Origin of the sequence: Halomonas sp. IOP_14, assembly GCF_021021315.1 — a bacterium.
Taxonomy (GTDB): Bacteria; Pseudomonadota; Gammaproteobacteria; order Pseudomonadales; family Halomonadaceae; genus Vreelandella; species Vreelandella titanicae.
In genome coordinates, this window is sequence record NZ_JAINWD010000002.1 from 129,804 (window position 1) to 150,506 (window position 20,703).

Annotated in this window: 14 protein-coding genes; 7 read left to right on the forward strand and 7 right to left on the reverse strand. The window is 55.4% G+C overall.

The features are described 5' to 3' along the window. Nucleotides 1-47: 47 nt before the first annotated feature. The 3 genes from K7H09_RS02210 (at nucleotide 48) to K7H09_RS02220 (ending at nucleotide 3,679) form a co-directional block, all read left to right on the forward strand. Nucleotides 48-1,421 (forward strand): aspartate aminotransferase family protein, encoded by a 1,374-nt coding sequence (locus tag K7H09_RS02210; RefSeq protein WP_027957060.1) that lies wholly within the window; start codon nucleotides 48-50, stop codon nucleotides 1,419-1,421. 46 nt (nucleotides 1,422-1,467) lie between these two features. Next, entirely contained in the window at nucleotides 1,468-2,964 is a 1,497-nt protein-coding gene (locus K7H09_RS02215; RefSeq protein WP_230803397.1) for a CoA-acylating methylmalonate-semialdehyde dehydrogenase, read from the forward strand. 94 nt (nucleotides 2,965-3,058) lie between these two features. After that, on the forward strand, nucleotides 3,059-3,679 hold the full coding sequence (locus K7H09_RS02220) for a TetR/AcrR family transcriptional regulator (protein ID WP_041158696.1): 621 nt from the start codon (nucleotides 3,059-3,061) through the stop codon (nucleotides 3,677-3,679). Nucleotides 3,680-3,686: 7 nt separating this feature from the next. Here K7H09_RS02220 and K7H09_RS02225 read toward each other — a convergent pair whose 3' ends face one another. Further along, nucleotides 3,687-4,145: an Lrp/AsnC family transcriptional regulator gene (locus K7H09_RS02225; protein WP_027957057.1), complete on the reverse strand. Its 459-nt coding sequence runs from the start codon at nucleotides 4,143-4,145 to the stop codon at nucleotides 3,687-3,689. Between the two features lie 125 nt (nucleotides 4,146-4,270). Between K7H09_RS02225 and K7H09_RS02230 the strand changes: the two genes are divergently transcribed. After that, nucleotides 4,271-5,233, forward strand: coding sequence for a nucleoside recognition domain-containing protein (locus K7H09_RS02230; RefSeq protein WP_035538744.1), 963 nt, complete (start codon nucleotides 4,271-4,273; stop codon nucleotides 5,231-5,233). On the opposite strand, the gene K7H09_RS02235 is transcribed toward K7H09_RS02230, so the two are convergent. Continuing rightward, nucleotides 5,216-5,842, reverse strand: a complete 627-nt coding sequence (locus tag K7H09_RS02235; protein ID WP_230803399.1) for a LysE family translocator — start codon at nucleotides 5,840-5,842, stop codon at nucleotides 5,216-5,218. The genes K7H09_RS02230 and K7H09_RS02235 overlap by 18 nt on opposite strands. A gap of 564 nt (nucleotides 5,843-6,406) precedes the next feature. On the opposite strand from K7H09_RS02235, the gene K7H09_RS02240 reads away from it, so the two are divergent. The 3 genes from K7H09_RS02240 (at nucleotide 6,407) to K7H09_RS02250 (ending at nucleotide 14,081) form a co-directional block, all read left to right on the forward strand. After that, nucleotides 6,407-7,039 carry a hypothetical protein gene (locus K7H09_RS02240; protein ID WP_230803401.1) on the forward strand — a complete coding sequence of 211 codons (633 nt, stop codon included), beginning with the start codon at nucleotides 6,407-6,409 and terminating at the stop codon, nucleotides 7,037-7,039. Nucleotides 7,040-7,062: 23 nt separating this feature from the next. Next, entirely contained in the window at nucleotides 7,063-8,994 is a 1,932-nt protein-coding gene (locus K7H09_RS02245; RefSeq protein WP_230803403.1) for a hypothetical protein, read from the forward strand. Nucleotides 8,995-9,161: 167 nt separating this feature from the next. After that, nucleotides 9,162-14,081 (forward strand): DNA repair ATPase, encoded by a 4,920-nt coding sequence (locus tag K7H09_RS02250; protein ID WP_230803405.1) that lies wholly within the window; start codon nucleotides 9,162-9,164, stop codon nucleotides 14,079-14,081. 432 nt (nucleotides 14,082-14,513) lie between these two features. Here the strand turns inward: K7H09_RS02250 and K7H09_RS02255 are convergent, their stop codons facing one another. The 5 genes from K7H09_RS02255 to K7H09_RS02275 form a co-directional block, all read right to left on the reverse strand. Next, nucleotides 14,514-15,068: a zf-TFIIB domain-containing protein gene (locus tag K7H09_RS02255; protein ID WP_230803407.1), complete on the reverse strand. Its 555-nt coding sequence runs from the start codon at nucleotides 15,066-15,068 to the stop codon at nucleotides 14,514-14,516. 99 nt (nucleotides 15,069-15,167) lie between these two features. Then, nucleotides 15,168-17,276, reverse strand: a complete 2,109-nt coding sequence (locus tag K7H09_RS02260; protein WP_230803409.1) for a TonB-dependent siderophore receptor — start codon at nucleotides 17,274-17,276, stop codon at nucleotides 15,168-15,170. 47 nt (nucleotides 17,277-17,323) lie between these two features. Further along, on the reverse strand, nucleotides 17,324-18,469 hold the full coding sequence (locus K7H09_RS02265; protein ID WP_230803411.1) for an ABC transporter substrate-binding protein: 1,146 nt from the start codon (nucleotides 18,467-18,469) through the stop codon (nucleotides 17,324-17,326). A 23-nt stretch (nucleotides 18,470-18,492) separates the two neighbouring features. Next, the gene (locus K7H09_RS02270) at nucleotides 18,493-19,290 is read right to left on the reverse strand and encodes an ABC transporter ATP-binding protein (protein WP_230803413.1); all 798 of its coding nucleotides are present in this window, start codon (nucleotides 19,288-19,290) and stop codon (nucleotides 18,493-18,495) included. Continuing rightward, nucleotides 19,287-20,345 carry a FecCD family ABC transporter permease gene (locus K7H09_RS02275; protein WP_230803415.1) on the reverse strand — a complete coding sequence of 353 codons (1,059 nt, stop codon included), beginning with the start codon at nucleotides 20,343-20,345 and terminating at the stop codon, nucleotides 19,287-19,289. The genes K7H09_RS02270 and K7H09_RS02275 overlap by 4 nt, the downstream gene beginning before the upstream one ends. Between the last annotated feature and the right edge of the window lie 358 nt (nucleotides 20,346-20,703).

The window sequence follows — 20,703 nt, forward strand, 5'->3', positions numbered from 1 at the left end:
GCTGGCGCATGCTGAGACCAAGTCTTATAGCGATGGAGCTGGACAGCATGTTTGGAATAAAAAGCAAAACGAAGCCTGAAGCATCGAGCTCTTCTATGGAGGAGGTGTCTTCTAAAACGGCACTTAATCAGCACTACTGGATGCCGTTTAGTGCCAACCGCGACTTCCATGCCAACCCGCGTGTGATCACCGGTGCGGAAGGGCGCTACTACATTGATGACCAGGGTCGTAAGCTGTTCGATTCACTTTCCGGGCTATGGACCTGCGGCGCGGGCCACAACCGTGAAGAGATTCAAAAAACCGTAGCGGCGCAGCTAGGTAGCCTCGACTTTGCGCCTGGCTTTCAAATTGGCCATCCGTTGGCGTTTAAACTGGCGGAAAAGGTGGCCAGCCTTACGCCAGCCGGACTGGATCATGTGTTTTTCACCAATTCGGGGTCAGAAGCCGCAGATACCTCGGTCAAAATGGCCAAGGCTTATTGGCGGCTAAAAGGTAAGCCAGAGAAAACGCGCATGATTGGCCGCGCCAAGGGCTACCACGGGGTAAACATTGGCGGCACCAGCCTGGGTGGGATCGGCGGCAATCGCAAACACTACGGCCAGTTGATGGATGTAACCCACCTGCCACACACCCTCCAAGCGGGTCACGCCTTCACCCGTGGCCAAGCGGAAACCGGTGCCGAGCTTGCCGATGCATTGCTCGATCAAATCGCCCTACATGATGCTTCCACCATTGCTGCGGTGATTGTTGAGCCGATGTCCGGCTCGGCGGGGGTGATCGTTCCGCCGAAAGGTTACCTGGATCGGCTGCGTGAGATCTGCACTGCCCACGACATCCTGCTGATTTTTGACGAAGTGATTACCGCCTTTGGGCGTAGTGGAGCAACCACCGGTGCGGAAGCCTTTGGTGTCACGCCGGATATCATGAACGTGGCGAAGCAGATCACTAACGGCGCAATTCCCATGGGCGCGGTGATCGCGTCCAGCGAGATTTTCGATACCTTTATGCACGCCGGTGGCCCCCAACATGCCGTTGAGTTTCCTCATGGCTACACCTACAGCGCCCATCCGGTGGCCTGTGCGGCGGGTCTGGCGGCGCTTGAGATGATGGAGCGTGAAAACTTCCCTGCTCAGGTCAGCGCCATCGCACCTACCTTTGAGCAGAAGCTACACGCCTTGAAAGGCCGCAATCACGTTGTCGATATTCGTAACTACGGCCTAGCTGGTGCCATTCAGCTAACGCCCCGGGAAGGCGACCCAACGATCCGTCCCCGCGATGCCCACATGGCGCTCTGGGAAGCAGGCTTCTACGTGCGTTACGGCGGCGACACGCTGCAATTCGGCCCTCCCTTTGGCACCACCGAGGCCGAGCTAGAGCGGCTGTTCGACGCCGTGGCCACCACCCTGGATTCGTTAGCCTAAGATTCGCTGGCATAACCGACTGACCTAAATTTCAGAGAGTTTAAATATGAGTGTTGTTTCCCATCTGATTAACGGCGAGTTAGTTGAAAGTAAGCGTACGCTGGATGTCACCAACCCCTCCACCGGCAAAGTGATTCGCCAAGTGGCGGATGCCAATGCCGCCGATGTAGAGCGCGCCATTACCGCCGCCCAAGAGGCGTTTCCCGCCTGGCGCGATACGCCGCCCGCCAAGCGTGCCCAGGTGATGTACCGCTTTAAGCAATTGCTCGAAGATAACGCTAACCGCTTGGTGCAACTGGTCAGTGAAGAGCACGGCAAAACTCCCGAAGACGCCATGGGCGAACTCAAGCGCGGCATTGAGAACGTCGAGTACGCCTGTGGGGTGCCAGAGCTGCTCAAAGGAGAGTATTCCCACAATGTAGGGCCGGGCATTGATGCCTGGTCAAACTTCCAACCATTGGGTGTGGTGGCAGGTATCACCCCGTTTAACTTCCCCGCCATGGTGCCGCTGTGGATGTACCCCATGGCGATTGCCTGTGGTAATACGTTTATATTGAAGCCTTCGGAGAAAGACCCTTCGGCGGCCATGGCAGTAGCCGAACTGCTTCAAGAAGCGGGGCTACCCAAAGGTGTAATGAATGTAGTCCACGGCGGTCGCGAAGCGGTGGAAACGCTGCTGGATGCCAAGGCCGTTAAAGCCATTTCCTTTGTCGGCTCAACGCCAGTGGCTGAGGCGATCTACTCTCGTGGTTCCGCCGCGGGTAAGCGCGTTCAGGCGTTAGGTGGGGCGAAGAACCACGCCGTGGTGCTGCCGGATGCCGACCTGGAAAACGCCGCCAACACATTAATGGGCGCAGCGTTTGGTAGTTGCGGCGAGCGCTGCATGGCGATCTCGGTAGCGGTATGCGTGGGCGACGAGACCGCAGACCGTTTGGTTGAAACCCTACTTCCTAAAATCGCTCAATTAAAAGTCGGCCCCGGCACCAAGCGGGATCTGGATATGGGGCCGCTGGTGACCGCTGAGCACCGGGATAAAGTCCTCGGCTACATCGAAGATGGCGTAAAGGCTGGCGCGACACTGGTTGCCGATGGTCGCGACCTTCAAGTCTCAGGCTATGAAGAGGGCTATTTCGTGGGCGGCTGCTTGTTCGATAACGTCACCGCCGAAATGCGCATCTACCAGGAAGAGATCTTTGGGCCGGTGCTTTGCGTGGTGCGCGTGGGTAGCCTGGATGACGCCATGCAACTGATCAACGACCACGAGTATGGCAACGGCACCTGCCTGTTCACCCGCGATGGCGAAGCCGCCCGCCGCTTTACCGATGGTATCGAGGTTGGCATGGTGGGCGTGAATGTGCCGCTCCCGGTGCCCGTGGCGTACCACAGCTTTGGTGGTTGGAAGCGCTCGCTGTTTGGGGATCTTCACGCCTACGGGCCGGACTCGGTGCGCTTCTATACTCGCCGCAAGGCGGTCTCCCAGCGCTGGCCGTCGGTGAGCGAGGCCACCCGGGCCGAGTTCTCGTTCCCCAACAATCAAAGTTGACGTCTTAGAGTAACTAGGACATCTTCTCAGCACCGTCGCTCTGCGATGGTGCTTTTTTTGGTGCGTACTTCAGACGTATAGGGACGAGAACAGCGTGGCGAGAACCCAGGACGAAATTCGGCAAACCAACGTAAAAAAGATTCTCCAGGCGGCAGAGCAGTTGTTTGCCGAAAAGGGCTATGCAGGTGCTTCCATGGGCGAAATCGCACAACTGGCAGAGATCCCCAAGTCCAATGTGCACTACTACTTCTCGACCAAAAAAGCGCTGTATCAAGATGTTCTGTTAGAGCTTCTCGAGGTGTGGAAACAGGACGCGCTCTGCTTCGAGCTCTACGATGATCCTCGTGTCGTGCTTTCCACCTATATTCGCGCCAAGATGAACCACTCCCGCAACCGCGCCCACGGCTCGAAAGTTTGGGCGGCCGAAGTCATGCAGGGCGCGCCGATTCTTAAGGAGCGCCTGCGCGACAACCTTTACGAATGGGCCAAGCTTAAGGAGTCGAAAATTCGCGAGTGGGTCGAGTCAGGTCAAATCAACCCCGTCGAGCCTTCCTACCTTCTTTATATGATTTGGGCCTCCACCCAGCACTACGCTGATTTTGACTACCAAATCTACCTGCTCAACGACGACCAACCGCTGGACGACTTGCAGTTCGAAAAGGCTGTGCAGTCGGTGACCTCGGTGATTTTGCGCGGGATTGGATTGACGGCGTGAGCAGCATTCAACGACTGAGCTGCACAGACGTATCAAACTTATGCCGCTTACGCGACAGTAGCGTGCGGAACTTGCGCAGGTTGTCGTCGCCATAGAGCACGCGATCACAAAAGCTGTCGTACTCATCTAAATCAGCGACTGTCACGATCAATACAAAATCACACTCTCCGGTTACCTGATAGCACTGCTTCACTTCAGGGGCGCTCAGCGCTGTTGTTAAAAAACGCTGGTAGAGTGATTTGTTATCCCGCTCCATGGTGACTTCTACCACCATGTGCAAGCACTGCCCCAAGGCGTCAGGATTGAGTAGTGCTACCTGCTGCTCAATGATTCCAGCGTCGCGTAATCGATTAACGCGCTTTAAACAGGCAGAGGGTGAAAGCCCTATCTCGTCCGCTAGCGCTTGGTTGGTCAGGCTGGAGTTACGCTGAAGTTGGTCAAGGATTCGTCGATCAATGGCGTCCATGAAATAAAATGTCCTTTCTGAGCTCATAAAGAACGAATAGTGATTGTTAGTGCGGAATTGAAAAGAATATTCTGCGCCAGCCCCATTATCATAACCGTTGTTCAAATGATGGCAACGGGGGCTTGATGCAGATAAAAATTCATCATCTATTGGCTTGGGTAACTCACCTATTACAAGACGCGCTGCGCGTGTACCTGACGCTGCTCAAAATCCTGATTCCAGCGTTGCTTATCGTCAAAGGATTAGAGCTCTTGGGGGTTATCGGCTGGCTGGGAACGGTATTAGCTCCCTTAATGAGCATACTCGGTTTGCCCGAGCAGTTGGGCGTTGTGTGGGCGGCGGCGCTCTTTACCAACTTGTACACCGCCATTGCGGTATTTCTCCAAGTAGCTGGTGATATGCACTTGAGTGTCGAGCAAGTGACAGTGCTGGGTGCATTAATGCTGGTAGGGCACTCAATTCCTGTTGAGGGGGCCGTTGCCAAGCGCGCTGGCGTACCTTGGTGGGCTACGTTAGTCCTGCGCGTAGGTGGGGCTTTGCTGCTTGCTTGGCTCTTGCACTGCTTCTATTCGTATTTTGGTTTGTTGCAAGCGCCAGTAGCATTGGTATGGCAACCAAGCTTGTCGACAGCGCCAACGCTAAGCAGTTGGGCTATTGCACAGCTTGAAACGCTAGCGCTTATCTTTGTGATTATTTTAGCGCTGATTGTGCTCCTAAAACTTCTGAAAAAGCTCGGCCTGGAGCGCTGGATTCATCTTGGTTTGCTACCGCTACTCAAGCTATTAGGCATTGGCCGTTCGGCAGCTAATGTAACGGTGATTGGTTTTACGTTGGGATTAAGCTATGGCGCAGGGCTGCTGATTCGGGATGTGCAGAACGGGGTGCTTAGCAAGCGTGATAGCACGCTTGCACTGTGCTTTCTCGGCCTCTGCCATAGCGTTATAGAAGACACGCTGCTGATCTTGATGCTCGGGGCCGATATAGCGGGCATCTTGTGGGCAAGGCTACTCTTTGCCGTTATTGTCACCGCGATGATTGCCCGTTGGCCCGCAGCCACAATCAATAGGGCGCTACACCGGCTGCCGTAAGCGTAAAATGGATAGGCCCAATCCGATAAAAGCACTGCCCATCAGGCGATTGACCCATGTCACCCGCGAGCGACTGCTCAGCCAGCGGGCGAGATGCTTGGCAAGGGTGCCGTAGGTCATCAAGGTGACAAAGGAGAGTGCCATGAAGGTGCTTACCATGATGGAGAACTGAGGAAGCAAAGCGTGCTGCGTATCCAGAAACTGTGGAAACAGGGCAGTGAAGAACAGGATCGCCTTAGGGTTGCTCATGGCGACCAGTATGCCTTCACTGACAGTGCGCCATCTGGGAGTGGGTTTTGCCGGGCTGGTTGAGACCGCAAGGGAGGTGTTGCTGCGCCACTGACGAATGCCCAGGTAGATCAAGTAGGCTGCGCCGCCCAGTTTAAGCAGGTTGAACAGCACTTCCGAGGCGTTCAACACCACCCCCAGCCCCAAGACTGCTGCACTGGCCAGTATGAGTAGGCCAGTGATATTGCCCAGCGACGAAAGCGCCACGCGTTTGGCTCCTCCTGCCATGCCATTGCGCACCGCGACTAGAAAAGCGGGCCCGGGGCTGGCAATGCTGACTAGTGCCACGGCAACAAAAAGCAACCAAGTGGAAAGCAGCATGGGCGCATCTCCTGACGGGGTTGAAGTGACTCATCGCATTAATCCTAATGGATAACACCCGTGTAGACGACTAAAAAGCGTATTTAAGGTGTGGCGAATAAAATGAATGTGTTTCGCGCAATATAGGACTTGTCCTTTCGGTTTCCGGGTCAGGAAGTGGTCGGGTCGGCGACTCAAACTCTCAGCAAGCCTCTAATATCTCTTTTGACAGAGACTCCCCGTTCAGTGTGCGTGCGTACTGTGACAGCTAAACTTTGCTGGCGACCAAAAGGGCGGTCAGCGATCTTAGGCAATTCTGCCCAAAATACCGGATTTTGTAAGACATTCGCTATTGGGTTTGTAAGATATCTCTTAAAAATCGATGACTGAATTGATTTTGCTAGGAGATGCTGTAGTTTTTCCCGGCGTTGCTATCAGGGTTAAAGTCCTAAGCAATAAATGGCATCGACTTAATACGACTTTTTATAGAAGAGCCCTTTCTCAACAAGATGAAAAAGGGCGATCCCTCATGGCGGCATTCAGTATTGATGGCGCTTGTGTTTAGCCTTACTGGGTTTCAGGCGCATGCCTTTATTTATTTCGATTATTACCAGCTTTCCTACCGTCATCTTTACAGTACTGCTAAGTGTCGCCGTTCTTTACTGGTTAGTTTCGCTATCGGGATTGGTCGATAGCGACGTAGTCGAGGGTGATGTTGGCGAAGGCGGTTCGCTGGCGCTGGGTGGTTTACTGGCAACGCTGGGCTTGCACGGCGTTCCCCTGCCGCTAGTGATTACGCTGCTGGCATTAACCGGCTGGCTGTTTAGCTATTTCGCAATGCTGTTGTTAGGAACACACCTAAACCCAGGCCTGTTGCTGTGGGTGTTTAATGGCGTCGTGCTGATATTAGGGCTTGTTGTCGCCACTATCGTCACGTCCTTGCTGATTCGCCCTTTGCGGCCCCTTTTTCGCCCCGCTCAGCACCTGCCTATTGAGCAACGTCTGACAGGTAAGCAATGCACTGTTCGCTCGGCAGAGGTGACAAAAGAGAAAGGCCGCGCCGATGCGCATATCGATGGTGACCATCTTATTTTGCAAGTGCGAAGCGACTCAGCGCTGGTGCGCGGTGAGCGCGCCATCATTATTCAGTACCTGTTTACTGAAGATGCGTACTGGGTGATATCTGAAAAAGATTTTGAAGCCGGCTTAGCCGATTAATTGCCTTGGTGCAGGAGATGAAGATGGATTTGTCGTGGATCATGCCACTACTGGTTAGTGTCAGTGTGATTGTTATTGCACTGCTTGCAATACTGGCACTGTTTAAAGCCTTTTATCGAAAAATAGATCAAGGCCAGGCATTAATCGTCAATGACCTTTCCGCAACGCCCAAGGTTTACTTTACCGGGGCTATGGTGCTGCCCGTTGTTCACCGTTCCGAAACCATGAAGGTATCGGTGATCACCCTGGAGCTCAATCGTACCGGGAAAGAGGGGCTGATTTGCCGCGATAATTTGCGTGCCGACATTAGCGTAGCATTTTACTTACGCGTCAATGCCACTGCCGAAGACGTCTTGCGCGTTGCTAAATCCGTTGGCGTAGGCCGCGCCTCAGACCGTGATGCCGTTAATGAGTTATTTAACGCCAAGTTCAGCGAAGCATTGAAGACCGTCGGTAAAAAGATGGACTTCATGCAGCTCTTCGAAGAGCGCCAGCAGTTCCGCGACGCCATTGTTGAGACCATTGGTCAGGATCTTAATGGCTATATTCTCGAAGACGTTGCCATTGATTATTTAGAGCAGACGCCGAAAAGCTCTTTGGATCCGAACAACATCCTGGATTCAGAAGGTATCAAATGCATCACCGAGATTACCGCCCGGCACAATGTTGAGACCAACCGCCTGGAGCGCGACCAAGAGCTGGAAATCCAGCGCAAGAATGTATCGGCTCGCGAGGCTGCATTAGAGCTTGAGCGAACTCAGGCCGATGCCGAGGCGCGTCAGCGTCGTGAAATCGAAAGCTTGCAGTCTCGTGAGCAGTCCGAAGCCGAGCAGGTGCTTCAGCAAGAACGTGCGAAAAGCGAAGCCGCGCGGATTAAAACCGACGAAGAGCTAGCGATTGCCGAAGAGAACAAGCAGCGCCAGATCGAAATGGCGACCAAGGCCCGCGAACGTGCGGTACAGATCGAAGAGGTGCGCATTCGTCAGGCAAAAGAGCTTGAGGATGTGACCCGTGAACGTGCGGTAGAAATTGAACGAATCGGTATGGAAAAAGCGCTGGAAGAAGAGCGCAAAGAGATTGCCGACATTACCAGCCAGCGTATTGCGGTTGAGCGCAGCGTGGCGGAAGAAGAAGAGAATATTAACGATGTGCGCAACCGCGCCGAGGCGGAGCGCCAGAAGGTCACTCGCTTGACCGCTGCTCAAGCCGAAGCGGAAGAGCGCAAGCTCAAAGAGGTGCGCGCCGCGGAAGCAGTCTTCGAGCGCTCCAAGCTGGAAGTGGAGGAAGCGGTTATTCGCGCCCAAGCCGATCTGGATGCGGCAGAGAAGAAATCCGCCGCAGAAGAGAAGCAGGCACGCGGTCACCAAGCGCTTGCCGCCGCAGACGGGCTGGCCGAAGCGCAAGTGCTGGAAGCGCGTGCTCAAGCCCAGCGCAGTGAAGGCTTTGCCCTTGCCGAGGTTAAAACGGCCAATGCGAAAGCTGACGAAGATGCCGGGCTGGCGGAGGTGCGTATTCTTGAACAGCGCCTTGAAGCCGAGGCCATGGGCGAGGAAAAACTGGGCACTGCGAAAGCGCAGTCCAGAGAAGCAATGGCCAAAGCCGAAGCGAATGGCTTGGTCGAGAAGCTGCGCGCTTACGACAATATGTCCGAAGAGGCTCGCCACTTCGAAGAGTTCCGTATGAACCTGGAGGTTCACGAAAAAGAAGTCATGGCGCAAATCGAAGCTCAGCGCATCGGTATGCTCGAAAATGGCAAAGTAATGGCTGCCGCGATGCACAATGCCAAGTTTGAACTGATTGGTGGCGACAGTGATGTGTTTGAAAAACTCACCGCTGGCCTAGGCTACGGTAAAGCAGTTCAAGGCGTGCTTGATAAATCACCAGCACTGCAAGCTACCCTTGCGGGCTTGGCAAATCGTGCCATGAGTTCTGGCAAATCTTCCGAAACTGCCTAAAGGATAGGGCGGCTCTCTATGTGGAGAGCCGCCCTACCTTTGCCGTTAGTGTCGCGCCAAGCGGCCGGTGACCTATCCAGGCAGTTTTCGTAAAAGCCAAAGACCGCAACTGTCACCCAATTGCGGTCTTTGCTATTTCTAGTGAGCACTTTTCAGGATGAATACCTATGTCGAAGGAGCACGCTTCGGTTGAAAACATCGTCAGAGAAAGCACCGCATTCGAGACGATTCAGCGGCGGTTGAGAACCCAGGGCGGCGAACTGGGCGCTTCGATCGGAGAGCTGAACGCCGCCCGCGCTGACGTTTTCGGTAGCAGCAGCATGGCGCTGCTGGGCAGGGCCAGGGTACGTACCGAAAATAACGCCATTGCTCGCGATATGGTACGCATTGGCGAGCAAATTTTGTTTGGCTTTAATGTTCAATTAGGGCTGCGCAAAGAACTGGAAGCGAGCGATATTTTTGCGCTCTACCACCTCAAAGATGATGAAGAGGGGCTTGAGTTAAGTGAAGCGCCAATGGCGAATAGCTTCCTCACCGAGAGCCGCTTTGTTCAGGATTTCAAAGAACTCCAGAAATACTACAGCCATGCCACGCTGGTTCAACTGGTCACCCTTAACAATAAGCTGCTAATTGCTTTTCAAATCGGTGAAAAACTAAGCGATCTGCGCGTCTTCCGTTGGGAGTTAGCCGCCAGCGGCGAGGTGAGCCGCTATATCGATAATCGCGGCGAGCGCGACCTGATCTTTCCTGACCGCTTCGCTTTTTCCTGGCAAACCGCAGGCCGGGATATGCAGGAGCAGGGTCGCGCGCCCCATCTGAATATCCTTGATACCGTCTTCGTGGATAACCTGCGCGGACATATTACCTTCAAGATCGAGAACAACACCAGTAGCGGCGAGGGTGTCTTTAGCGACCCGGTGGAGTCAGACTCCCAGTCGCTGGACGATGCCAGCTTTGAATATGCTGATCTTGGTGCGGTGGTGCTGATCCGTATTTTGCCCTTCAATGAGCAACAGTGGCGCTACTACCTTTTCAATCGTGGCGAGCAGCACGTTAAACGTGTTGATGCCATGGCGGGCTCCGTCGTTGAGCTGCCGGAAAACCACGGCCTGATTTTTCCCTCAGGCTACTACTTAAATACGGGTGAGTTGACCACCTACGAAGTACCCGAGGAAGACCTGCGCTTCAAACGTATGGTGCGCTCGCCAAACGGCGAAGATGTTCTCTACACTTTCTACGCGCCGCAAACCGGGCAGGTGGTGCTTTATCGCTACAACTTGATCCGCAAGCAGGTCGATACCCCCATGGTGGGGCACGGGGCGGCGATACTTGAAAACGGTCACCTAGCGATTTTTTACGCTGAAGACGAGCCTACGCTGGTTCATCCTATCCAGGTATGGGCGACGCCCTTTATGTCGGAGCGCTTCCATGCCCAGGATGCGGTGCGTAACGACACGCCACTAGGCCGAATTGGTAACCCGGATCTAGTACGCGGCATTGCCGAGCTCAATAGCATCGTGCAGCTCGCTAACGAGCAGCAGGCATCAGAACGCCACTTTAACGCCATCATCCGGCGGGTTGACCGCACGCTGAACCAGTTCCACTGGATTGGTGAAGCTGACTTTAAAACCATTCACGCCGCGCTTGAACAGCTAAAGCACACCGCTGAACTGATGCTAGATGAGTATGAGAAAGTCCAGGCGATTCGTGCCCAGACAGCCCAGGCGCTAGATGAGGTTGAAAAACAGCAGGCGACGCTGCTGCGGGAGCTAAAGCCCAGCAGTTGGAAAACTCCCGACCTATTCGTCACCTACCTGAAGCACTTACGCGACCATCGTGGCCGACTGATGGCGTTGCGTGAGCGCCGCTACCTGGATGAAGAGCGCCTGCAAACGTTAGAGCAAGCGCTGGATAAAGCGGAGCAGTCGCTTACCCAGCAGACCTTCAGCTTTCTTGCCCAGCCTGAAGCCTTGGACGGCTACCGGGAAACCCTGGCGGCGTTAAAAGAGCAGGTCGGTGAGGCGGAAAATCGCCAGCAGCTGGCGGAGTGCGTGGAGCGTTATCGCGAATTAACCGCGGGCCTGGATATGATTCAAGGGCTGCTGTCGTCGATGTCCGGCGGCGATGCTATTGAGCAGACGCGGATTACCGAGAACATCTCCAGCATCTACGCCTCTATTAATCAGCAGCGCTCCGAAGCGGAGATTCGTTTAAGAGAGCAGGGGAGCGCAGAGGCTCAGGCGCAGTTTGCAGCCCAGATCCGCCTGTTTGAGCAAAGCTTGGCCAACGGTGTTGGTGCGCTGCGGGAGCCCGACGACTGCGATCAGCTAATGACCCGCATACTCGACCAACTCCAGGAGTTGGAGAGTCAGTTCGGTGAATTTGATGAATTTTTGACCACCATTCTCGAACAGCGTGAAAGTGCCCACGAGAGCATCGAAGCACGCCGCCAGCAGCTGCAGGATGAGCGTCAACGTCGCGTCTCTACTCTAACGGACGCCAGTCAGCGGATTTTGGCCAACGTGGAGCGCCGTACGGAGCGCTTTGAAACCCTGGAAGAGCTGCATAGCTTCTTCGCAGCGGATGCCATGGTGGGCAAAGTGCGTAGCATGATCGATGAGCTACGCGAGATGGGCGGCAATCTTGAGGCGGATGATATCGCCGGGCGGCTTCGCTCCTCCCAGGATGCCGCCATGCGTAGCGTGCGCGACCGTTCCGATATTTATGAATCCGGTGGCGATGTTATTCGCTTAGGGCCGCGCCACCGCTTCAGCGTCAACCAGCAGCATCTCGACTTAACCCTGGTGCCGCGCCAAGAGCGCATCATGCTGCACCTGACGGGCACTCAGTATTACGAGCCGCTGGAAGATGAGCGGCTGATCGAACTGCAAGACTATTGGGGGATGCTGCTGCCTTCGGAAAGCCCCGCAGTCTATCGTGCCGAGTATCTTGCCTATCGTTTTATGGACGAGTTGGCGAAGCCCGGTGCTAAGCCAATTAATGTGGAAGATTTCAGCGAGCTACAGCGCCAGATTGCTAATTTTGCCTCACCGCGCTATCGCGAAAGCTACGAAAAAGGCATTCACGACCACGACGCTGCGCTGATCGTACGCACCCTGTGGCCGGCTCGCCAAAGTGCTGGTTTGCTAGGGTTTGGGCCGCTGCCCCGGGCGCTGGCGATGCTGTTCTGGGCCGACCGTATTCATGATGAAGACGCGACCCGTAACCTTCGCGCCCGCTGCCTGTCGGCGGGTATTTTGTGCCGCATTATGAACAACGAGGATCTGCTCAATGCCTTGATCCAGGAAGTACAGCCGCAGCTTAACGCTTTTGTAGCGGCCCAGCAGATCAACTGCTCGGTGAGTGAGATAAGCAGTGCCACGGACTTTCTGGTGCGCCAACTGGCGGAAGAGGGGGAGCGTTTTCCGGTCACCCAGTACGCCGCCAGCCTGGTGGAAAGCTTTACCACCTCCATGCAGCAGCAGGGGCACTACGCACATTTCCAAGAGGCCCTGGCCGTGGTGGCGGGTAACCCCGGCGCCCGCTGGGTGATCACTTCCCACTGGCTGCAGGCCCACGCTGGGCAAGCCAAGCAAGAGGCATTGCTGCACTACCTTCCCGAAGCGATCGCCATGCTCAACACGGCTGACCGGCTAAGCACCGCCACCCATAATGTCGAGCTAGCCTTCACGGTTACCGGCTTGCTGGGCCAGCACGGGCGCCTGGAACAGCAGCAGCTAACCCTACAGCTAGACGACTTTCAGGAGCGGCTGCGCCACCACGAGCAGGTTGTTATAAGCAACTGGACGGCGTTACAAGAGCGTCGCCAGCTGATTATACGCGAGCAGCGGGAGCGGTTGCGGCTCGAAGAGTACCTGCCGAAGCCACTCAACTCCTTTGTACGCAATAAGCTGATTACCGAAAGCTACCTGCCCATTATTGGCGATAACCTGGCTAAACAGATGGGCACGGTAGGCGATACGCGGCGAACGGATAATAGCGGTTTGCTGATGATGATCTCCCCGCCCGGCTACGGTAAAACCACGCTTATGGAGTATGTGGCGAACCGCTTGGGGCTGATCTTTATGAAGATTAACTGCCCCAGCCTTGGCCATGATGTGACCTCGCTGGATCCTGACGCGGCTACCCACTCTACCGCCCGGGCTGAGCTGATGAAGCTCAACCTCGCCTTTGAGATGGGCAACAACGTGATGCTCTACCTGGATGATATTCAGCATACTCACCCGGAGTTTTTGCAGAAGTTTATCTCGCTATGTGACGGCAGCCGTCGGGTTGACGGCATCTGGAACGGGCGTACCAAGACCTACGATATGCGCGGTAAGCGCTTCTGTATCGCCATGGCGGGTAACCCCTACACCGAAAGCGGCGACGTGTTCAAAGTGCCCGACATGCTGGCCAACCGCGCTGACGTTTATAACCTGGGCGATGTATTAAGCGGTATGGAGGAGGTGTTTGCGCTCTCCTACATTGAGAACGCCATGAGTGCCAATACGGTGCTCGCCTCTTTGGCCACACGCGGCATGGACGATTTCTACCGCTTTGTGGATATCGCCATGGGCCGGGAGGTGCCGAGCACCGACTTTGAACACGACTATAGCGCCGCAGAGCGCGAAGAGATCGTGTCGGTGCTGAAGAATATGTTTAAAGCACGTGAAGTGGTGCTGAGTGTTAATCAGCAGTATATCGCCTCCAGCGCCCAGGCTGACGAGTACCGCACCGAGCCGCCGTTCCGCCTACAGGGCAGCTACCGCAATATGAATCGGTTGTCGGAGAAGATGTCGCCGATACTTAGCGACGACGAGCTTGAAGCCATTATTAATGATCACTATGTCGGCGAAGCGCAACTACTCACCCAGGGTGCCGAAGAGAATCTACTCAAGCTGAAAGAGCTTAGAGGCACCTTGAGCGAGGAAGAAAAACAGCGCTGGGCAGATATCAAGCGTGAGTTCCAACGTCGGCAACTAACTGGGGGTAATGAAGAGACCGGTGCCCTAGTGGTGCGTCAATTAAGCTTAATTGCGGAGGGGGTTGGTCAATGGGGGAAGGTAAGAACGGAGGATAGTTAATGTTGCCTGACGAATCGCTTCCACGTTTATCTATCAATATATGGGAAGGTGGAGGTGAATAAAAAACGGATCAAAGCGATATACCTACTGATTTCGATTGCTCTTGCCTTGATCATTGCATCACTGATGGTTTACGTAGCACTTGATCATAATACTCAAGGAGAGTTCTGCGCGTACACAACCGACATGTCTTCCTGCGATTACCAGCACGAGGCCATCGCTTCTGTATTTCTAGGATGGCTGTTTGCATCTTTGTTTGTCTTCGGAGTTCCGGCGGTTCTGGTGTGTATCATCAGTCGATGCATTGGCTTTTTCAGGCTATTGATAAAGCGATAGCCTGGGGACGATAACCATTTGATGGGATTACCTCGATACCGAGGTAATCCTCTTTCATATTATGAATATCCCCGACCTAACACCTGCCTAAAGCACTCACTCAATAGCGGAGTAAGGGTTTTCTGCCATTAAGAAAGCGCGTAAGTCGGCTTTTTGAGAGTGGCTATGCAGCCACTCGCGCACGTCACAGGCTTTTTGGTAGTCAGAATCACCAAACTTGCTGCGATACAGCTGCTCAAAGGTGTCACTGGTTTTTTCCTGACGTATCCGCTTTTGCCAGGTGTCTGTCAGTATGCTGTTCAGATTGCCCGCAAGTCCTTTGGCGACCAGCATTTCCCACTCGCCTTTATTCAGCCAAACGCCGCCTACCCGCGCGCTATAGTCGATCCTATGAGCATTATCTTTGGCGATTCGAAACTTGCTCATAATGCCGCCGGTCACTGGGCAAATAAGTGCGCCTACGGTATCTTCCACCTCAATGCTTTCAACGCAAATATCCTCAAACACATGTTCGGGATGACGTTCTTTCCAGCTAATGTAATCTTCAATCAAGATCCAATTGCCGCCGCAATTGTCGCAAGTATGACTACGGAAAAGAGCATCCAGAAAGCTGGGGACTAAGTTTCCCTGCTGGCATGCGGTACATTTCATCGGCGCGTTCCTAGTGTTAAGTTTATGATATTTTTCTCATATACAAAAGTTGTCACAAAGATTAATTAAGAGCAAGCTATCACGCCGAGTAATTGACTCTTAAAACTTCACCGACGCCTGCAGGCTAACTTCCAGTGGGTCGCCGACCACTACCCGTGTGCTGCCACCGCTTGAGGGGTAGTAAGTAGTATCGAACAGGTTCTTGGCGTTGAGCTGCAGGTGCAGGTTGTCGCCTAGCCAAGGGGTATCCCAGCCGATAAACGCATCGGCGACGGTGTAGGCGTCTAGCTGGAAACTATTGTCGGCATCGCCTTCGCGCTCACCCACATAACGAACCCCGCCGCCCAGGCGCCAGTTGCCCAGTTCCGGGCCGGTAGCTAGGTCGTGAGCCAAATAAAGGTTTGCGGTGTGGCGTGCGGCGTTGGTTAGCCGGTTACCCTCGGTACCTTCGGTATCTTTCAACACCTCGGTATCGGTATAGGCGTAAGCGCCTAACAGCGAAAGCTGATCGGTCAACTGGCCGGAAACCGTTAGCTCCACACCCCGGGAGCCCGCTTCGCCTACCGTGCGGGTGACGCCGTTGTCGGAGACGGCCACATTCTCCTTGCGGATATCAAAGAGCGCAGCGGCTAACGAGAACTGGTCGTTCCATAGGTGTTTGATGCCGATCTCGCTGCCCATACTGTGCTCAGGATCCAGCGTCTTGCCCGTATCACTGTCGGCGCCATTGGGCACAAAGGCCTCGCTATAGCTGGCATAAACGGACGTCTCAGGGGTTAGACGATGCAGCAAGCTGACCGACGGTAGGAAAATATCGTCGCTGATATCGGTGGCGGTCACGAAGGGGCGGCCACGGCCACCAAACTGCTCATAGTGAGCATAGCGCCCGCCTAGTCCCAGCGTCCAGCGGTCGTTGAAGTGCCAGCGGTCATTGAGATAAACGCCGGTCGTATTAATCTCATCCAAGCGGTTGCTTCGCGAGGTGTTAAGGCGATCGCTATCCAGATTAAGACCGCCGTAGCTCATATCATAAATATTCTGGTCGGTGACCGCCGAACCGCGATACACATCGCCCACGTAGTCCCGGCGGCGTTCGTGATCAATCCCGACAGTCAGGTCGTGGCGCATGCCAGCCAGAGTGGCGGTACCGGTGGTATCCCAGGCGGTGTATTGCACACGGCGGTCAAAGCCGTAGTTGGCGTCTGCACGGCGGGTTAGTGCGCCGGTGTCTTCATTCACACGCAATACCCGCGGTTGGCCATCGCTGTACTGGCGGCGGTTCCAGCCGTAGGTCAATCTTGTCGACCAGTCGTCGTTGATATCCTGCTCCCACCAGGCGGTGACCGCTTCGTCGTGACCAAATACCCGCGACCAGGGTTCATCGAAACGGCGGTCATTGGGTACCTTGGCGGGCTCACCGTCGACAATCACCGTGCCGCGATCCAGATCCAGGTCGTAATCGCGATACTCATAGGAGATCTGCGCGCGACTGTCGCTGCCTTCCCAGCGTAGCGAGGGGGCAACGGTAGTGCGTCGATTATTACCGAAGGCTCGAAAGGAGTCTTCATCTTCATGGTGGACGATAAAGCGGAAGGCAAGCCCGGTATCGGCAAGCGGGCCAGTGACATCGACGCTGGCGTTGCCGCCACCCAAGGAGGTGGCTTCGGCGCTGATTTCGCGCTGCCACTCGTACTCAGGGCGTTTGGTCACCAAATTGATTACCCCGCCAGGATCCTGCTGGCCTTGGAAGAGCGAGGCTGGTCCTTTGAGCACTTCGACATGATCCACCGTTGCCATGGAGAAGGTGCCGCGTGGCTGGCGGATACCGTCGATCAGAATTGAGCCATCGCTGTTGCTGCCAAAGCCGCGTTTGATATAGCCATCCTCGGTGCCCCCCATATTGTTGCCCTCGGTGACCCCCGCAACCATCGCCATCGCCTCAGTGAGGCTGTCGATATTATGGTCGGCCATTACCTGGGCGGTAATCGACTCCACGGTGCGGGCCTCTTCCAAAAACGACACCGGCTGTTTGCTGGCCAGGCTAGAGCGCTGGGCGCGATAGCTCTGCGGCACCACATCGGTTAGACGATCCGAGGTGACGATCAGTGTTTCTGAAGCGGTCTCATTGGTTTGTTGAGCATAGGCAGAGGGCAGCGGATTCAGAAGCAGCAGCGGCGAAAACAGCGCAATGGTTCGAGAGCGGAACATGGGTGGTATCGATCCTTTTTATCGTCAGTGGGTTGAGTGAGCAAGCGTTATTGAGGGTTGAGGGTGCCCCAGAAGTGACCTTCGCGACTTAGTACTGGCGTGGTGGGGAGCAGGGCGTCGAAGGTGGCGGCCGGGTCGAGGTCACTAAAAAGCGCGGGGTACAGCCACTGGGCAATACGCTCCAGTGCCACGATGGCGAAGGGGCCTTGGTGGAAACCGTGCCAAAGGGCATAGAATCGCCCTTGCTGAACGGCGTCGAGATGCTGCCAGCCGGGCAGTTCTTGACTAAGCGAGCGCAGGTTTTGGGCAATCTCTGCATCGCTAACCCCAAGCCCCACGCTGATACCATCCCCCGCTGCCCACTGCCCCGCGGTATTGATAACGACGTCGGGCGGGTGGCTCAGTACCCATTCGTTGCTTAGCGTCGCCGAAGCGCCGGGGGTTAACGCATCGGCGATATTATCGCCGCCTGCCCGCGCGACCAGGTCGGCCAGCCCGTTGCTTAAATTGGTACGGCAGCAGTCAACTTTTACTCCAGGGGCGACATTGATCAGTACCCTGGGCGGTTCAGTGGGATGCTCTGTCAACCTCAGCTCTGCCAAACCCTGGTCGATACGCGCCAAGCGCTGTTCAATCAGAGAGATCATACGATTGGCCCGTGGCGTCGCGTTTAATGCCTCACCTAAAAGAGCCAGGCTTTTGGGCGTGTTTTCCAACGGGTGACGGTTAAAGTCGATAAACAGGTAGGCAATGCCCAATTCATCGAGTAGCTGCGCCAAAGGGGAGCCTTCAACACTGCTGGCATGTGAGAGATCAAACAGCACTAGATCCGGGGCCAGATTCAGTAGCGCTTCGCTATCGAGCTGGGGGGTTGGCGCGTGTGAAAGCGTGGGCAGCTGGGCAAGCGCGGGCCACTGGGTAGTAAAACGCTGGGCCATGGAAGGGTCGAACACGGCCAACGGATAGGCCCAGCCCGCCAAGTGTTCGGTCGGGTTATCCAGTAAGCTGGCTAGCGCATAGAGCTGGCGCGGCTGGGTAAGAAATAGCCGTGATGGCGGTGCTGAAAGCGTTACCTGGCGCCCGGCGAGATCGGTAAGTTGTTTGGGAAAGCCCGCCTGTGAACCGGCTGCCCAACAAGCGGTAGTGCTTAACAGACTGATCCAACACAACAGATTGATAGCCAGGTGGCGCATTGGGTTATCCTGGATTGACGTCGCTAAATGGAGTGCGCAGTTTGCTCACTGACGCGATCGCTAAGCACAATTGGCCGCCCCAACGAGCATTGCTCGACCCGTGACTCGACCCCGTAGGCAGCGTGCAGTACGTCGGGGGTAATCACCGTGTGAGGGTCGCCGGCAGCCAGCAGACCACCGTTGCCAAACAGCAGCACTTGGTCGCAGAAGCGCAGGGCCAGATTGATATCGTGGATAGCCATCAGGCAGACCGACTGCCGTTCCGCAATCACTGTGCGCACGGTATCGATCAGTGCCAGCTGCCAACGCAAATCCAGCGCACTGGTGGGCTCATCCAGCAGTAACAGCGCCGGTTGACGGGCAATCGTCTGGGCCAGACCCACCATCTGGCGCTGACCGCCGGAAAGCTCGCTTAGCGGGCGTAAGGCTAGCGGTCGAATGGCCAGCGCATCGAACACACGCTCAATCAATGCCTCAATCGCCGCGCGGCTTAAATCGGGGCGCACCGCACGGCAGGCGCTAAGCACCGCTTCATAAGCGACTAACGTGGTGGCCTGAGGGAGCATTTGCGGCAAATAGCCCACATGGCGCATCCGCGCTGCGCCGCTGAGGGTGGCGAGGTCGATATCGTTGAGCTGCATTTGCCCGCTGGAAGGCTGTAGGCCAGCGACTGCTTTTAACAGGGTCGATTTACCCACCGCATTGGGCCCCAGCACCGCGACCAGCGAACCGGGTGGTAGTGTGGGCAGGCTTAGCTGGTCGAAGACGCGCCGTTTGCGATAACCGGTCGTGAAGTTGCTGAGCGTAAAACCTGCCTTCATCGTGCTCGCCCCTGCATCATGATCAATGCCATAAAGAAGGGGATACCCACCAGCGAGGTCACCAGACCCACGGGAAGCACCAACCCATCGACCAGCGTTTTACTGGCGATAGAGGCAAGCGAAAGCACCAACGCCCCGGCCAGGGCGCTGCCCGGTAAGTAAAAGCGGTGATCTTCACCCAGCGCCAGCCGGGCCATATGTGGGCCGACTAACCCTATAAAGCCGATAGTGCCCACAAACGCGACCGCCGCAGCGGCAAGTAAACTCACCCGCAGTAGCGAGATAAGCCGCAGACGTTCAACCGCAATGCCGAAGCTGCGTGCGTGTTCATCACCCGAGCGTAGTGCCGTCATCGCCCAGGCGCTGCGCAGCGAGAAGGGCAGGCAAACAGCCAACACGGCTGCCACGATGGCCACCGTCTCCCAGGAGGCACGGGACAGGCTGCCCATCGTCCAGAATACTAACTGCTGTAACGCATCGGGGCTGGCGATGAGCTGCAAAAGCGCGACCAGTGCATTGAGTACAAAGACCAGCGCAATACCAAACAGCACGATGATTTCACGGCTGGCCCCGTAGAGGCGCGACAGCGCATTGATGGTCAAAATCGACGCCGCCGCAAACACAAACGCCATTAAGGCGGTGGCGTAGTGGGCATTTAGACCCAACAGGGTGAGGTTAAAGACAATCACCAGCGATGCCCCGAGGGTAGCCGCTGCACCAACGCCCAGGGTAAACGGGCTGGCCAGGGGGTTATTCAGCACCGTTTGCATTTCCGCACCGGCCAGACCCAGGGTGGCGCCTACCAGTACCGCCATTAGCGCCGCAGGCATGCGGATCTCCCAGACAATGGCCTGCTGAATCGGGCCTTGAGCATGGGCATCAAACAACAGCGCGATTAAATCAGCCATTGGGATATGTGCAGGGCCACTGGCGATATCAGCCAGCAGGGAGATGACCAAGGCGATGGCTAAACCCGCGACAATCAGCAAACGGAGAACGATAAAACGCCGATAGCTGGATGCCAACGGCGCAATAAGTGGCGAAGAGGCGGGCATTATAAAGGTGATTCCAAGTGTGAAGCGAAGGAAACAAGAGGAGTCTTATTTGCGACTAACACTCATTCTTGATTGTGTTTTCATCTTTTAGTCGTAGTCTTGTCAACTGTAGGGAGACCTAGCGCCACCTGATTGCGGTGGTGCTTCCTCTATGCTCTATTGAAGCGCTAGGATCTGTCTGAAAACTGGCTGCGCTCGACCATACGGCGTTAAAAATCGGCTCAAAGTACTCATTTACACCATGTAAACTCCGTCTTTTCGTCGATTTTTGCCTTGTCTGGCCTTCGCTCGCCGAATTTTCAGACAAAGCCTAGGCTTTATTAAATCGATACGCTTTATTTAAGCAGTTTTTGGCATA

Coding starts and splice junctions, on each gene's coding strand:
- K7H09_RS02270 (WP_230803413.1), bottom strand. CDS start 19,290: ATGAAGGCAGGTTTTACGCTCAGCAACTTCACGACCGGTTATCGCAAA.
- K7H09_RS02245 (WP_230803403.1), top strand. CDS start 7,063: ATGGATTTGTCGTGGATCATGCCACTACTGGTTAGTGTCAGTGTGATT.
- K7H09_RS02265 (WP_230803411.1), bottom strand. CDS start 18,469: ATGCGCCACCTGGCTATCAATCTGTTGTGTTGGATCAGTCTGTTAAGC.
- K7H09_RS02210 (WP_027957060.1), top strand. CDS start 48: ATGTTTGGAATAAAAAGCAAAACGAAGCCTGAAGCATCGAGCTCTTCT.
- K7H09_RS02260 (WP_230803409.1), bottom strand. CDS start 17,276: ATGTTCCGCTCTCGAACCATTGCGCTGTTTTCGCCGCTGCTGCTTCTG.
- K7H09_RS02215 (WP_230803397.1), top strand. CDS start 1,468: ATGAGTGTTGTTTCCCATCTGATTAACGGCGAGTTAGTTGAAAGTAAG.
- K7H09_RS02240 (WP_230803401.1), top strand. CDS start 6,407: ATGCCTTTATTTATTTCGATTATTACCAGCTTTCCTACCGTCATCTTT.
- K7H09_RS02225 (WP_027957057.1), bottom strand. CDS start 4,145: ATGGACGCCATTGATCGACGAATCCTTGACCAACTTCAGCGTAACTCC.
- K7H09_RS02275 (WP_230803415.1), bottom strand. CDS start 20,345: ATGCCCGCCTCTTCGCCACTTATTGCGCCGTTGGCATCCAGCTATCGG.
- K7H09_RS02250 (WP_230803405.1), top strand. CDS start 9,162: ATGTCGAAGGAGCACGCTTCGGTTGAAAACATCGTCAGAGAAAGCACC.
- K7H09_RS02230 (WP_035538744.1), top strand. CDS start 4,271: ATGCAGATAAAAATTCATCATCTATTGGCTTGGGTAACTCACCTATTA.
- K7H09_RS02255 (WP_230803407.1), bottom strand. CDS start 15,068: ATGAAATGTACCGCATGCCAGCAGGGAAACTTAGTCCCCAGCTTTCTG.
- K7H09_RS02235 (WP_230803399.1), bottom strand. CDS start 5,842: ATGCTGCTTTCCACTTGGTTGCTTTTTGTTGCCGTGGCACTAGTCAGC.